Here is a 13,273-nt window from a genome sequence, read left to right on the forward strand (position 1 = left end):
CGACCGCTCGTCACGCACGACCGCTTGATCGCTCGTCACGCACGACCGCTTGTCCTGGGGGGACATCCATGCCGAGCAGTGGCCGTCATGTCACCATGCTCACGGAAGGCACGTATCCGCATATACACGGGGGCGTCAGCACCTGGTGCGATCAGCTCGTACGCGGCATGCCGGAGGTCGACTTCAATGTCGTCGCCCTCACCGGCAGCGGCCGCGAGCCGGTCGCCTGGGAGCTGCCGGCCAACGTCTACCGGCACACGGCCTTTCCCCTGTGGGGGCCGCAGCCCGGCAGACGCCGGCCGCTCCTCGGCAAGGAAAGGCGCCGGTTCACCGACACCTACGAGCGCTTCCTGCTCGCCCTGCTCGACCCGGATTCCGGCTGCGACTTCGCCTCGGCCCTGTACGGCCTGGCGGAGCTCGCCCGGGCCGGGCGGCTCTCGGCGGCGCTCCGCTCGGAGGCGGCGCTGAAGTCGCTGATGTGGATCTGGGCCATGCCGCACCTGGCGCTGTCCAGGGCGAAGCCCACCGTGCACGACGCCCTGACCGCGACCGACCTCCTGGAACACGCACTGCGCCCGCTGTCCGCCCGCATTCCGGCGGACAGCGTGGCGCACGCGGTCAGCAGCGGACTTGCCACGCTGCCCGCGCTCGCCGCCCAGCACTTCGACGGCGTGCCGTTCCTGCTCACCGAACACGGCATCTACCTGCGGGAGCGCTACCTCGGCTACCGCACCGGCGAGCAGAGCTGGCCGGTCAAGGCGGTACTGCTCGGCTTCTACCGGGAGCTCAACACCATGGGCTACCGCCGGGCCGACCTCATCACCCCGTGCAACCAGTACAACCGCCGCTGGGAGGAGCGCGGCGGAGCCCCCGCCGAGCGCATCCGCACCGTCTACAACGGCGTCGACCCCGACCTCTTCCCGCACGCCGGACCCGACCCGGCCGTCCCCACCCTGAGCTGGTGCGGACGCATCGACCCGATCAAGGACCTGGAGACCCTGATCCGCTCGTACGCCATCGTCCGCGCCGAACTCCCCGAGACCCGGCTCCGGTTGTACGGGGGCGTGCCGGCCGGCGGCGAGGACTACAAGACCCGCCTGGAGAAGCTGGCCGCCGAGCTCGGCGTCACCGACGGCATCTCCTACGAGGGCCGGGTCAGCGACGTGGCGAGCGCGTACGCCTCGGGCAGCGTGGTGATGCTCTCCAGCATCAGCGAGGGCTTCCCGTTCTCGCTGATCGAGGCGATGTCCTGCGGGCGCGCCACCGTGTCCACGGACGTCGGAGGCGTACGGGAGGCGGCCGGCGAGGCCGGACTCGTCGTGCCGCCGCGCGAGCCCGCGGTGATGGCCGAGGCGGCCCTCGGACTGCTCCGCGACCCCGGGCGTCGGGCCTCGCTGGGCGCCGCCGCCCGGCAGCGCGTGGTCGACAAATTCACCCTGCACCGCTCGGTGGACGGCTTCAGGCGCATCTACCTCGAACTCGCCGGATGCCCCGAACCCGAGCTCGCCCCGGCCGGGTTCGCGCCCGAGGACGACTGGACGCTGCAGCTCACCGGCCCCTGGTATCGCGAGCTGTCCGACGACCCGCAGCCCAGCAGCCTCGGCGGGGCGCCCCGGTGAGCGGTTCCCTGTGGGTCGGCGGGGCTGAAGGGCAGGACACCCTGCCCTTCATCCCGCGCCAGCGCCTGCCCGGGCTGCCCGAGGACGACCCCCTCACCGAACTCGCCCTGCGCCTGGAGGACTTGATAGCGGCTGCCGTCCATCCGGATGAAATAGCCGCCATTATCGAGTCCGACGGCATGTCGGACGCTCAGATAAGAGCTGTGTACGGGCACCCCGACTCCTTCTCGCTCGCCGAGGAGCTCTACGGCCGCGTCGAGCGCCGCTACCCCGAGCCCCCGGCGCCACCCGCCGAGCCCTGGCACGCCCACCTCGGCCCCTGCCTCCTGCGCGGCCTCGTCTTCGCGCTGCCCGGGCTCGCCTACGTCCTGGGCGCGCCCCTCCTGGCCGGCCCCCGCGCCACGCTCGGCCTGCCTGGCGGAACCATTCCGCTGCTCGCCGGGGCCGTCACCGGCTGGGTGTGGAACCAGTCGCTCTCGCACCGCGCCCACTCCTGGCTCAGCCTCGCCGACCGCCCGGCCGCCGTGCGCGCGCTGCGCCTGGGGGCACCGCTCGGCGCAGCCCTCAGCTCGCTCGCCGCCCTCGCCGCGACCGGCCCGGGCGAGCTGCCCGCCGCCGCGTTCGCCGCGGGGCAGTGCTGCTATCTCGCGGCGGCCACCGCGCTGCTCGTGCTCGGCCGTGAACGCCCGCTGTTCTGGGCCCTGTTGCCGCTCACCCTCGGCGTCGTACCGGGTCTTCCGTCCTTCGCCGGGCCGGTGCTGCTGCTCGTCTCGCTGACCGCGGCCGTGACGCTGGCCGTGCTCACGCTGCGCGGCGAGGAGGCCGGGCCGGGGCCGCGCGGCGCCGTCTCGCCCCGCCTCGCCGCCTCCGTGCCGTACGGCCTGTTCGGCCTTGGCGCGGGCGTCCTCGTCCTGTACGCCGCCCTCGGCGACATCTTCCGGCACGGCTCGGCGGGCACGGTCGCGGGTCCCTCCGCCGTCGCCCTCACCCTCAGCATGGGCCCCGCCGAATGGCTTCTGCACCGCTTCCGCGCCGAGAGCCTGGCGGGACTCAGGACCACGTCCAGCGCGCACGGGTTCCGCGGTTCGGTCGCCGTCACCGTGACCGTCTGCATCGGCGCGTACCTGCTGATCCTGGCCGGCCTCGCCGAGGCCGGCACCCGGCTGTGGCCGGACGCCCCCGCGCTGAGCGGGCTGCGCCTGGCCACGCTGCTCCTGATCGGCGCGGTGCTGTGGACCGGGCTGCTGCTCCAGTCGTTCGGGGCGGCGCCGGGTGCGGCCCTGGTGTGCTGCGCGGCGGCCGTCGCCCAGACCCTGGCACTGCTCCTGGGCGCGCCGCCGCCGACCGGTCTCGCCGTGTCGGGGACAGCGGCCGCGCTGCTTGCCATGCTGGTCTGTGTCCTGGTGGGGAGGGCGACCGCCCACCGGCCATGATCGGATCGAGGACCCCCGAGTACCCTGAACGCGCTGCGAGGAAGCACATGAGCAAGTTGCTGGTGCCCTACTACGAGCACCCGGCCGAGCAGCCGGAAGCCTGGGACGCGCTGATCGCCGCCGCGCCCTCGCTGTACGGGGTCGTCCTCAACCCGGCCAACGGCTCGGGGAGTTCGGCGGACGCGGCCTTCGCCGAGGTGGCCGACCGGCTGCGCTCGGCGGGCGTGCGCGTGCTCGGCTATGTGGACACCGCCTATGGCGCGCGCCCGCCGCAGGACGTCGTGCGCGAGGCGGCCCGCCACCGCGCCTGGTACGGGGTGCACGGCCTCTTCCTCGACCAGGCGGCCACCTCCGCGCTCCAACTGCCGTACTACGCCGACCTGCGGGCCGCGCTCGCCGCCACGTACGACACGTACGTCACGCTCGTCCTGAACCACGGGGCCGTACCGCACCCCGGCTACGCCCGGATCGCCGATCTCCTGGTCACCTTCGAGGGGCCGTGGTCCGCGTACCCGCCGGCCGGGCCGACCGGGCCCGACACCTGCCATCTGGTGTACGGGGCCCCACCCGACGCCGTCGCCCAGGCCCCCGTCCACTGCCTCGTCCCCGGTCAACTTCCGCATCCCTGGGGCACGTTGCCGCACCGCTTGGAGCCCGTCCGGTGAAACGCTCACTCTGGCTGCTTGTCCCGCTGCTCCTGCTCGCGGCGTGCACCAGCTCCCCGGACGGCCCCGACGACGGAGACGGGGGCGGCGGCGACACCGTGCCGCCCGCCCCGTCCGGCCCGCACTGGCAGCCCCGGCCGGGTCTCACCTGGCAGTGGCAGCTCAAGGGCAAGCTCGACCCGGCCGTCGACGTCCAGGTGTACGACATCGACGCCGTCGACCAGGACGCGGCGGCCGTCGCCGATCTGCACCGCAGGGGCCGCAAGGTCATCTGCTACGTCTCGACGGGCGCCTGGGAGAACTGGCGCCCCGACGCCGAGCGGTTCCCCAAGCAAGTGCTCGGCAAGGGCAACGGCTGGGACGGGGAGCGCTGGCTCGACATCCGCCGTACCGACGTCCTCGAACCGCTGATCGCCAAGCGCTTCGACCTGTGCAGAGCCAAGGGGTTCGACGCGGTCGAGCCGGACAACATGGACGGCTACAACAACGACACCGGCTTCCCGCTCAAGGCCGCCGACCAGCTCAAGTACAACGAGCTCATCGCCAAGCTCGCCCATGACCGGGGCCTGGCCGTCGGCCTGAAGAACGACCTCGACCAGATCCCGCAGCTGCTCGCCCACTTCGACTTCGCGGTCAACGAACAGTGCGCCCAGTACGGCGAGTGCGACAAGCTCACGCCGTTCGTGAAGGCGGGCAAGGCCGTCTTCCACGTCGAGTACGAACTCCCGCCGGCCAAGTTCTGCGCCGCGTCCAAGAAGCTGGGGCTCAGCTCGATGGAGAAGAAGTACGACCTGCTGGCGTGGCGCGAACCCTGCTGAGGCTCAACCCAGGGTGAGGGTGATCAGCGTCACCGTCGCGGAGGTCTCCGCGACCGCCCCGAACACATCGCCCGTCACCCCGCCGAACCTCCCCACGCAGCGCCGCAGCAGCACCTGGGCCACCGCGAGCCCGGCCGGCACGGCGAGCGCGAAGTGCAGCGCGGGCCAGGGCCCGAAGAGCAGCCCGGCCGCCGCGGAGGCCGCCGTCACCAGGGCGGCCACCATGGCCGCGCGGCGCCCCGGCACCGTGCCCGCCACCACAGCGCCGAGCCCGTCCGGACGAGCCGCCGGAACTCCGCGCCGGGAAGCCAGGGTGAGGGCGGTGCGCGCTGCCACGGCCGAGACGACGGTGGCCACGGCACCCCGGGCCCAGCCGGCCTCGTACAGCCGGGACAGGGCGGCGATCTGGGCGAGCAGCAGGAAGAGCAGGGCGACCACGCCGAACGGGCCGATGTCGCTGCGCTTCATGATGCGCAGTGCGTCCTCGGCGGGCTTGGCGCTGCCGAGCCCGTCGGCGACATCGGCGAGCCCGTCCAGATGCAGCCCCCGGGTCAGAAGGGCGGGCACGGCCACACTCACCACCGCCACGAGCAGCGCCCCGGCCCCGGCCGCCCAGAACCCCGCGCCCGTGGCAGCCGCGCACAGGCCGACGGCCAGGCCGGCCAGCGGGGCGAGCGTCATCCCCGCGCGGGCGGCGGCGCGGTCCCACCGGGTGATGCGGGCGGGGAAGACGGTGAGGGTGCCGAAGGCGAAACGTACGCCGTGCAGGGCCTTGCTGGGGTTCACCCGGCGCAGGGTATCCCGAGCACACGGCCCCCCGGCGGCGGTAAATTGCGCATACCAGCGCAAACAAGGGCGGGTGGGATGGGTCACTGGTTCTACCGGAACATCACTGAGCCGGGCAAGCTCCCCATGCTGCTCGCGCTGGCGGCGTTCGTCGTGACGTTCCTGGTCACGCGCTCCATCACGCGTCTGATCCGGGCCGGGCGCGGCCCGTTCCGGAACATCAGGCCGGGCGGGCTGCACATCCACCATGTGGTGCCCGGGGTCATCCTCACCATCGTCGGCGGCTTCGGGGCGGTCGGCAGCGGCCGGCACGGGATCGCGGCGGCCATCTTCGCCGTCCTGTTCGGGATGGGCGCCGGCCTGGTGCTCGACGAGTTCGCGCTGATCCTGCACCTCGACGACGTGTACTGGAGCGAGAACGGCCGCAAGAGCGTCGAGATCGTGGTGATGACGGCCGCCCTCATGGCGCTGGTGCTCGCCGGGTTCTCACCGCTCGGCGTCAACGACGTGAGCCCGGGGGAGCGGGAGAGCCGGGGCTCGTTCGTCACCACGATCGCGATCAACTTCTGCTTCGTGCTGATCTCGCTGTTCAAGGGCAAGGTGCGGCTTTCGGTGATCGGCACGTTCGTGCCGTTCGTGGCCCTTGTCGGCGCGATTCGGCTGGCCCGGCCGGGCTCTCCGTGGGCCCAGCGCTTCTACCGCAACCGGCCGCGGGCCAGGGCCAAGGCCGGGCTCAGGGCCTACCGCCACGACCGGCGCTGGTCACAGCCGCGGCGCCGCTTTCAGGACTGGATCGGCGGCGCACCCGACAGGCTCCCGGTGCGCCGCCCCTGATCATGCCGGTCGCGTCGCCGCTTCCGCCGCGCATGGGTGATCCAGCAGATCACGGCGACCACGATGAGCGCCGCGATGTGCTCCTTGCCCGCGAGGTTGTTCTTGAGCACCACTTCGACGACCATCGCGAGCGCGACCGTCCCGGCCGTCCAGTACGCCCGGTAGCGCCAGCACACGTACACCGCGAGGGCGACCACCGCCGCCGAGGGGCCGGTGTCGACCATCTTGGCGGCGGAGGCGGGCAGCCCGAAGACGCTGTCCGGGCCGATGTGGATGCCGACCCGCGCGTACAGGGTGCCGGCCAGCGTCGCCGCGTACGCGATGAGCAGCATCCGGCCGCGCCCGATGCAGATCTCCGCGATGCCGAACACGAGAAGGACCTGGGCGAGCGCGCCCCACACCGGCAGGTCGAGGGCCGGTACGAAGAGCGAGAACGGGGTGCGCAGGAGCGAGATCCACAAGGGGTACTCGGCCTTCACGGAGCCGATGACCTGGATCGGCCGGAAGCCCCAGGACTGGTTCTGGATGACCTGGAAGACCGAGGTGAGCAGGACCGCCGAGATCGTCAGCGGGATCGCCCGCCAGCGCTGGGTGCGCAGCGCGTACTTCACGGTCTTGTACAGCGGCCCCCACTCGCGCTCGGCGAACCTGCCCACGGCGCCCCTGCGCGGGCCGTTCATCTCTGCGATTCCAGATGCCTGCGGTGCAGCCACTTGGGCAGCCCGGGGGCCTCCAGGAACCCTTCGGCGCGCGCGGACGCGATGGCGATCCGCGGCAGATCCGCACTCTTCTCGAACAACGTGAACCGTGGCTCCCAGATCGGCCGGTACTTGGCATTGGACCGGTAAAGAGACTCGATCTGCCACCAGCGGGAGAAGAAGCTGAGGAGCGAGCGCCACAGCCTCAGCACGGGTCCTGCCCCGAGCTTCGAGCCGCGCTCGAAGACGGAACGGAACATCGCGAAGTTCAGTGAGACCTGAGTGATCTTGATCTCCTTGGCGCGCTGCAGGAGTTCGATCACCATGAACTCGATCAGGCCGTTCTCGGAGTCGCGGTCACGCCGCATCAGGTCGAGCGAGAGCCCCTCGGGGCCCCAGGGCACGAAGCTGAGCAGCGCCCTCAACTCGCCCTCGCCGTCGAAGCATTCGAGCATCATGCACTGGCCGTCGGCGGGGTCGCCGAGCCGGCCGAGCGCCATCGAGAAGCCGCGTTCGGTGGCGCCGTCGCGCCAGTCGTCGGCCTTGCGCAGGAGTTCGTTCATCTCCTGGGCAGGAATGTCCGCGTGACGGCGGATCCGTACCTCGTACCCGGCCCTCTTCACCCGGTTGTACGCCTGGCGCACGGTCCGCATCGCGCGGCCCTCCAGGGTGAACTCGGCGGTCTCCACGATCGCCTCGTCGCCCATCTCCAGGGCGTCCAGGCCGTGCCGGGCGTAGATCTGCCCGGCCTCCTCGCTGGCGCCGGTGACGGCCGGGATCCAGCCGTGCTCGCGGGCCTCGGCCAGCCACGGCTCGATCGCGCCCGGCCAGGCCTCGGGGTCGCCGATCGGGTCGCCGGAGGCGAGCGAGACGCTGTTGATCACGCGGTAGGTGACGGCGGCCTTGCCGGTCGGCGACCAGATGACGGCCTTCTCGCGGCGCAGCGCGAAGTAGCCGAGGGAGTCGCGCTCGCCCTGCTTGTCCAGGAGCGCGCGCAGTTTCTCCTCGTCCTCGACGGTGAGCGGGTCGACGGCCTTGCGGTTGCGGAAGGCGGCGTAGATGACGGCGATCAGGAGCAGCGTGGCCAGGACGTTGATGGTGACGTTGACCCAGCCCGGGGTGGTGATGCCCTGGGTGTGCCGGTCGTCGGGGACCAGGAACACCAGCCGCATCACGCCGTAGCGCCAGCGCTGCAGGAACGTCGAGTGGTCGGTGCCGTCGTAGGTGTTGGTGGCGCTGACCAGGACCGCCGCGATCAGCGAGGTGACCAGCAGGCCGCCGACCGCGGTCGCGACCGCGGCCAGCGGGTTCGAGCGGTCGCCCTTGGCGTAGAACTCGCGGCGGCCGAGCAGCAGCGCGAGTACGAACGCCGCGGTCAGGGTGAGCGAGACCCAGTTCTGCGCGTAGCGGTGGATCTCCGGGAACGCCATGGCGAACGCGAACAGCGCCAGGAACAGCCCGCCGAGCACCATGTTGAGGATCCAGGCGGCCCGCTTGCGCCGGCGCATGGTGACGGCGAGGAACAGCGTCACGACGCCCGAGGTGAAGCCGGCTTCGAGCAGGTACGGAGTGAAGTAGTCGTCCGTGTTGTGCCGCCGAAGCCCCTGGCCGAGGGTGACCCAGACGGCGCTGAGGAAATTGATGAACGTCACGACGCGCAGGTACCAGACGGCGAACGCCATCCCGCGCCGCGACCGGGGGGTGCTCCGGTTCGTTCCTTCGGTGGTGCTCAAGCGGACTTCTCCCATGAAACGCGATGATATGGCGGCATAGCGTTCCACAGTGATCGCGGGCGGAGCCGAGGGGGGCCCGGCTCCGCCGCGGCTCACGCGTCGCCGCTCTCCTCGGGGCTCTCCGCGCGCTGGTCGGTGCGCTCGGGCAGCTCCGCGGCCAGTGCGGCCGCGGCTTGTACGAGGGGAAGAGCGAGCAATGCCCCGGTTCCTTCGCCCACTGTGACGCCATGATCGAGCAGAGGGTTGAGCGCCATCCGGTCCAGCGCCTTCGACTGGCCCGGCTCGCCGCTCAGCTGGCCCGCGAGCCACCAGTCCGGAGCCCGGAAGGCCGCCCGCTGAGCCACCAGCGCACAGGCCGACGAGACGACCCCGTCCAGGATCACCGGCAGTCTGCGCACCGCACACTGCAGCAGGAAACCGGTGGTCGCGGCAAGGTCCGCGCCGCCCACGGCGGCCAGAAGTTCGAGCTGATCGCCGAGAACCGGCCGCGCCCGGCGCAGCGCGTCCCGGATCGCGGCGCACTTGCGCATCCACGCCAGGTCGTCGATCCCGGCGCCGCCGCGGCCGGTGACCACCGAGGCGTCCGTGCCGCACAGCGCGGCGATCAGCACCGCCGCGGGGGTGGTGCCGCCCACGCTGAGGTCGCCGAGCACCACCAGGTCGGTGCCGGAGTCGGCCTCCTCGTCGGCGATCCTCATGCCGAGCCGTACGGCCGCCTCCGCCTCCTCGACGGTGAGCGCGTCCTCGATGTCGATGCGGCCGCTGCCGCGCCGCACCCGGTGGCGTACGACGTCCTCGGGCAGCAGGGCCGGGTCGCAGTCCAGGCCCGCGTCGACGACGCGGACCGAGGCGCCCTGGCGGCGGGCGAGCACCGCGACGGGGCTGGCGCCTTCGAGGACGGCGCGTACGAGCGTGTGCGCGGAGGCCGCCGGGCGGGCCGAGACGCCGAGCCCGGCCACGCCGTGGTCGCCCGCGAAGAGGATCACGCGGGGCCGCTCCACGGCCCGGACCGGGTTGGCGCCCTGTGCCGCCGACAGCCAGGTGGCGAGCTCGTCGAGCCGGCCGAGGGCGCCGGGCGGCACGGTGAGGCGCTCCCGGCGTTCCTCGGCGTCCCGCCGCACACCGTTGTCGGGGCGTTCGATCAGATCGGAGAAGTCGTCCAGGTTCAGCCTGCTCATTTGCCGAACAGTACCGCCAGCGCGTTCGTTTCAGCCGCGCAGCGTGAGCGCCTGCCCCGCGACGACCAGCAGGACCTGCTCGCACTCGGCCGCGAACAGCGCGTTCAGGCGCCCCAGTTCGTCCCGGAACCGCCGCCCCGACGAAGTGGCGGGCACCACGCCGGAGCCCACCTCGTTGCTCACCGCCACCAGCGTCCGCGAGGTGCCCCGGACCGCCGCGACGAGCTCGGCCGTGCGTTCCCTCAGTGCCCGCTCGCCGCCCGCCGCCCACTTCTCGTCGTCCCAGGCGCCGACCCGGTCCATCGCGTCGGTCAGCCACAGCGCCAGGCAGTCGATCAGGAGCGGCGGCCCCGACTCGTCGAGCAGCGGCGCGAGTTCGCAGGTCTCCTCGGTGCGCCAGGAGGAGGGGCGGCGTTCGCGGTGCAGGCCGACGCGCGCGGCCCACTCCGCGTCGCCGTCGCGGGTGCCGCCCGTCGCCACGTACACGACCTGCGGGAAGCCCGCCAGGCGCCGCTCGGCCTCCACCGACTTGCCGGAGCGCGCGCCGCCCAGGACGAGCGTGCGGCGCGGCAGGTCGGGCACCGCGTGGTACTCGCCGACGACCAGCGTCGTGCCGTCGGGCACCGCCCGCGCGCCGAGCGCCGCGAGCCGGCGCTCCAACTCCCGCCCGGGCGGGACGTCGTGGTCGATGTGGACGGCGATCACGTCCGTCGCGGGACCGATGCCGCCCGCCGCCCGCAGCCGCGCCAGCGCGTCGGGCCGCCCGGCGACATCGGCCACCACCATGTCGTACGGGCGCACCTCGGCGGGCCCGGCGGGCGCCCCGCCCGGGGGCAGGTAAAGGAGCCGCTCGCCCTCCGGGGAGGTCACCTCGTACCCGGTCCCGGGCGAGTCCAGCGGCACCGCGAGCACCCGGTGGCCGCTGATCAGCGTCAGCCTGCGGCCGTCCGGCACCCGCCCGGCCGCGGGCAGCCCGGCGGGCAGCTCCACGGCGGGCCCGGCGTGCGGATGGGTGAGCAGCACCTGGCGCACGCCGGCGAGGGTGTGTCCGGCGCGGGCGGCGGCGAGCGCCGCACCCGGGGTGAGGTCGAGCAGCAGCGCGCCGTCGACGAGCAGGGCGGTCGCGGCCCGCGCGTCGCCGCCGCGGGCGACGGCGCACGCGGCGCAGGGACAGTCGGGGCGCGGCAGGCCGGTGGGGGCCCCGGTGCCGAGGAGAGTCAGTTCCACAGGGACGATCCTCCCGCGTCAGGGGCCCTCTTGCGCGCCCGGTTACGCTGCGGGCAGCAACGTGACCCAGGAGGCGGACATGGCGTGGACGTGGCGTTTCGAGAAGTCGGACGGTACGGAGGTCGAGCCGGCGGTGGTGCCGGAGGAGTTCACGACCCAGGGCGATGCGGAGTCCTGGATCGGTGAGGTGTGGAAGGACCTGCTCGAAGGCGGGGCCGACCAGGTCTTCCTGTCCGAGGACGGCACGCGGATCTACGGCCCGATGAGCCTGCACGCCGACCAGGCCTGAGGGCCCGGCCGGGGGCGTGTTGGGCGCCCCCGGCCCGCCTCAGATCTCGCCGAGGGTGACCTCGGCCGTCTTGTTCGTACCGTCGCGTGTGTACGTCACCCGCACTTTCTGGCCGGGCTTGTCCGCGGCCAGCGCCTCCGTGAGCGAGGTGATGGTCGTGATGCCGGTGTCGTCGAGCTTGACGATGATGTCGCCCGGCTTCAGGTCCGCCCTGGCCGCGGCGCCGTCGGCCGCGACCTGCACGATCGCGACGCCGGCCGGCCGGTAGCCCGCGTCGACCACGGTGCGGCCGGTGATGCCGAGCGCCGCCCGGCCGGAGTCGGTGACCTTGCCGCTCTTGATGATCTGGTCGGCGACCGTCCTCACCATCGACACCGGGATCGCGAAGCCGATGCCGGGGGCCGCGCTGCCGCCCATGTCCGGGTCGGTCGCGGCGAGCGTGGGGATGCCGATGACCTCGCTGTCCAGGTTGACCAGCGCGCCGCCGCTGTTGCCGGGGTTGATCGCGGCCGAGGTCTGCACCATGTTCGCGATGGTGGCGCCCGTCCCGCCGCCGCCCTGGCCCTCGGAGACGGTGCGGCCGGTCGCGGACACGATGCCCTGGGTGACGCTGGAGGACAGGCCGAGCGGGGAGCCCATCGCCAGCACGATCTGGCCCATCTCGACCTTGGCCGAGTCGCCGAACTTCGCCGCCTTCAGCCCGCTCGGCACCGAGTCCAGCCCGATCACCGCGAGGTCCTGCTCTGGATAGGCCGCGACCAGCCGGGCGGTGACCGCCGAACTGCTGCCGGACGTCGTCACCTTGAAGCTCTTCTCGTCGCCCACGACATGGGCGTTGGTGACGATGTGCCCCTGGTTGTCGTAGACGATCCCCGAGCCGAGGCTGTTGGACGCCTCGATCTGCACGACCGAGGGCAGCACGTCCTTGATCACCCGCTGGTAGTCGCTCTGCAGGCTGTCGGTCCCGCCGGAGCCGCCCTGCCGGGCCGTCGAAGAACTCGCCGACGCGACTGCGGACGTACTCGGCGTTGCCTTGACCGCCGCGGCGCCCGTGTCCGAACAGCCGCCGAGGAGAAGGGCGGTGGCAACGGTGGCGGCCAGGGGCAGGGCAGCACGGCGCACCCGGCCGGGGCGAAGAGATGCATCCATGGCAGGAGTATCCCTTTGGTCCGATTTGACGGCCTGTCGGTGCGCCCGATCAGGTACCGGAGCCCCGGGCCGGGGCCCCATCGGCGGATACCCCCGGCTCAGTCCCGTACGCCGAAGAGGTGCAGCAGCGCCGCGACCTGGCGGTAGGGGTCGGTGCGGCCCGCCCGGTCCTCGGCGGCGAGCAGGCGGTCCAGCTCGTCGGCGGGCGGCAGCGGCGTCTCGTTCGGCACGTTGTCGGTGAACACTCGCACCCCGTACCAGGCGTGCAGCGGCGCCGCGATCCCGTCGAGCGTGCGGGTCAGCGCGGCCAGCTTGTCGGCCCGCACGGGCAGGCCGAGCCGGTTGGTGTACGAGTCGGTGTCGAAGGCCGACAGGGCGCCCGGCCAGTCACCGGCGAGCCCGGGCCGCACGGCCAGCGCGTCCGCGTTCCGTACGAGCAGCGAGAGGAGGCCGCCGGGGGCGAGCATCCGGGCCAGGCCCGCGAGCATCGCGTCGGGCTCCTGGACGTACATCAGGACGCCGTGGCAGAGCACCACGTCGAAGGAGCCCGGCAGGAAGTGCACCCCGGTCTCGCGGCCGTCGCCCTCGATCAGGCGGACCCGCTCGCGGATGCCCTCGGGCTCGGTGGCCAGTGACTCGCGGGCCACCTTCAGCATCCCGGGATCGGATTCCAGCCCGGTCACCGAGTGCCCGGCGCGGGCCAGGCGCAGGGCCTGGGTGCCCTGGCCCATGCCGACGTCCAGAATGCGCAGGCGCTGGCCCACCGGGAAGCGCGCGGCTATCTGCTCGTCGAGCTGACGGGCCACGAGCTCCTGGCGGACGACGTTGCGCAGTCCGGCGAGGC

At 72.8% G+C, this 13,273-nt stretch carries 13 protein-coding genes; 6 read left to right on the plus strand and 7 right to left on the minus strand.

What is annotated here, in order from left to right:
• The first annotated feature begins 68 nt into the window (after positions 1-68).
• From pelF to ACSHXC_RS28060, 4 genes are read left to right on the plus strand one after another with little or no spacing between them, the layout of a single operon-like run.
• Positions 69-1,619, plus strand: a complete 1,551-nt coding sequence (gene pelF / locus ACSHXC_RS28045; RefSeq protein WP_438294243.1) for a GT4 family glycosyltransferase PelF — start codon at positions 69-71, stop codon at positions 1,617-1,619.
• A complete protein-coding gene (locus ACSHXC_RS28050; RefSeq protein WP_438294244.1) occupies positions 1,616-3,052 on the plus strand; it encodes a hypothetical protein in 1,437 nt (478 codons plus the stop codon). Before pelF ends, ACSHXC_RS28050 begins: the two co-directional genes overlap by 4 nt.
• Positions 3,053-3,099: 47 nt before the next feature.
• Positions 3,100-3,717, plus strand: coding sequence for a spherulation-specific family 4 protein (locus ACSHXC_RS28055; RefSeq protein WP_438294245.1), 618 nt, complete (start codon positions 3,100-3,102; stop codon positions 3,715-3,717).
• Entirely contained in the window at positions 3,714-4,535 is an 822-nt protein-coding gene (locus tag ACSHXC_RS28060; protein WP_438294246.1) for an endo alpha-1,4 polygalactosaminidase, read from the plus strand. The genes ACSHXC_RS28055 and ACSHXC_RS28060 overlap by 4 nt, the downstream gene beginning before the upstream one ends.
• Positions 4,536-4,538: 3 nt before the next feature.
• Here the strand turns inward: ACSHXC_RS28060 and ACSHXC_RS28065 are convergent, their stop codons facing one another.
• Complete coding sequence (locus ACSHXC_RS28065) at positions 4,539-5,321, minus strand: adenosylcobinamide-GDP ribazoletransferase (protein WP_438294247.1); 783 nt, start codon at positions 5,319-5,321, stop codon at positions 4,539-4,541.
• Between the two features lie 78 nt (positions 5,322-5,399).
• On the opposite strand from ACSHXC_RS28065, the gene ACSHXC_RS28070 reads away from it, so the two are divergent.
• Positions 5,400-6,155 carry a hypothetical protein gene (locus ACSHXC_RS28070; RefSeq protein ID WP_438294248.1) on the plus strand — a complete coding sequence of 252 codons (756 nt, stop codon included), beginning with the start codon at positions 5,400-5,402 and terminating at the stop codon, positions 6,153-6,155.
• Here ACSHXC_RS28070 and ACSHXC_RS28075 read toward each other — a convergent pair.
• The 4 genes from ACSHXC_RS28075 to ACSHXC_RS28090 form a co-directional block, all read right to left on the minus strand.
• A complete protein-coding gene (locus tag ACSHXC_RS28075) occupies positions 6,104-6,835 on the minus strand; it encodes a hypothetical protein (protein ID WP_438294249.1) in 732 nt (243 codons plus the stop codon). The genes ACSHXC_RS28070 and ACSHXC_RS28075 overlap by 52 nt on opposite strands.
• Positions 6,832-8,601 (minus strand): phosphatidylglycerol lysyltransferase domain-containing protein, encoded by a 1,770-nt coding sequence (locus ACSHXC_RS28080; protein ID WP_438294250.1) that lies wholly within the window; start codon positions 8,599-8,601, stop codon positions 6,832-6,834. Before ACSHXC_RS28080 ends, ACSHXC_RS28075 begins: the two co-directional genes overlap by 4 nt.
• A 77-nt stretch (positions 8,602-8,678) precedes the next feature.
• Positions 8,679-9,764, minus strand: coding sequence for a nicotinate-nucleotide--dimethylbenzimidazole phosphoribosyltransferase (gene cobT / locus ACSHXC_RS28085; protein WP_438294251.1), 1,086 nt, complete (start codon positions 9,762-9,764; stop codon positions 8,679-8,681).
• Between the two features lie 30 nt (positions 9,765-9,794).
• The gene (locus ACSHXC_RS28090; protein WP_438294252.1) at positions 9,795-10,991 is read right to left on the minus strand and encodes a bifunctional adenosylcobinamide kinase/adenosylcobinamide-phosphate guanylyltransferase; all 1,197 of its coding nucleotides are present in this window, start codon (positions 10,989-10,991) and stop codon (positions 9,795-9,797) included.
• 79 nt (positions 10,992-11,070) lie between these two features.
• Here ACSHXC_RS28090 and ACSHXC_RS28095 point away from each other — a divergent pair, with 79 nt between their 5' ends.
• Complete coding sequence (locus ACSHXC_RS28095; RefSeq protein ID WP_386001090.1) at positions 11,071-11,280, plus strand: hypothetical protein; 210 nt, start codon at positions 11,071-11,073, stop codon at positions 11,278-11,280.
• A 39-nt stretch (positions 11,281-11,319) separates the two neighbouring features.
• On the opposite strand, the gene ACSHXC_RS28100 is transcribed toward ACSHXC_RS28095, so the two are convergent.
• Both ACSHXC_RS28100 and ACSHXC_RS28105 read right to left on the minus strand, forming a co-directional pair.
• Complete coding sequence (locus ACSHXC_RS28100) at positions 11,320-12,429, minus strand: S1C family serine protease (protein WP_438294253.1); 1,110 nt, start codon at positions 12,427-12,429, stop codon at positions 11,320-11,322.
• Between the two features lie 98 nt (positions 12,430-12,527).
• Entirely contained in the window at positions 12,528-13,235 is a 708-nt protein-coding gene (locus tag ACSHXC_RS28105; RefSeq protein ID WP_344371929.1) for a class I SAM-dependent methyltransferase, read from the minus strand.
• Positions 13,236-13,273: the final 38 nt, after the last annotated feature.

The organism is Streptomyces sp. HUAS TT7 (assembly GCF_051550175.1).
Taxonomy (GTDB): domain Bacteria; phylum Actinomycetota; class Actinomycetes; order Streptomycetales; family Streptomycetaceae; genus Streptomyces.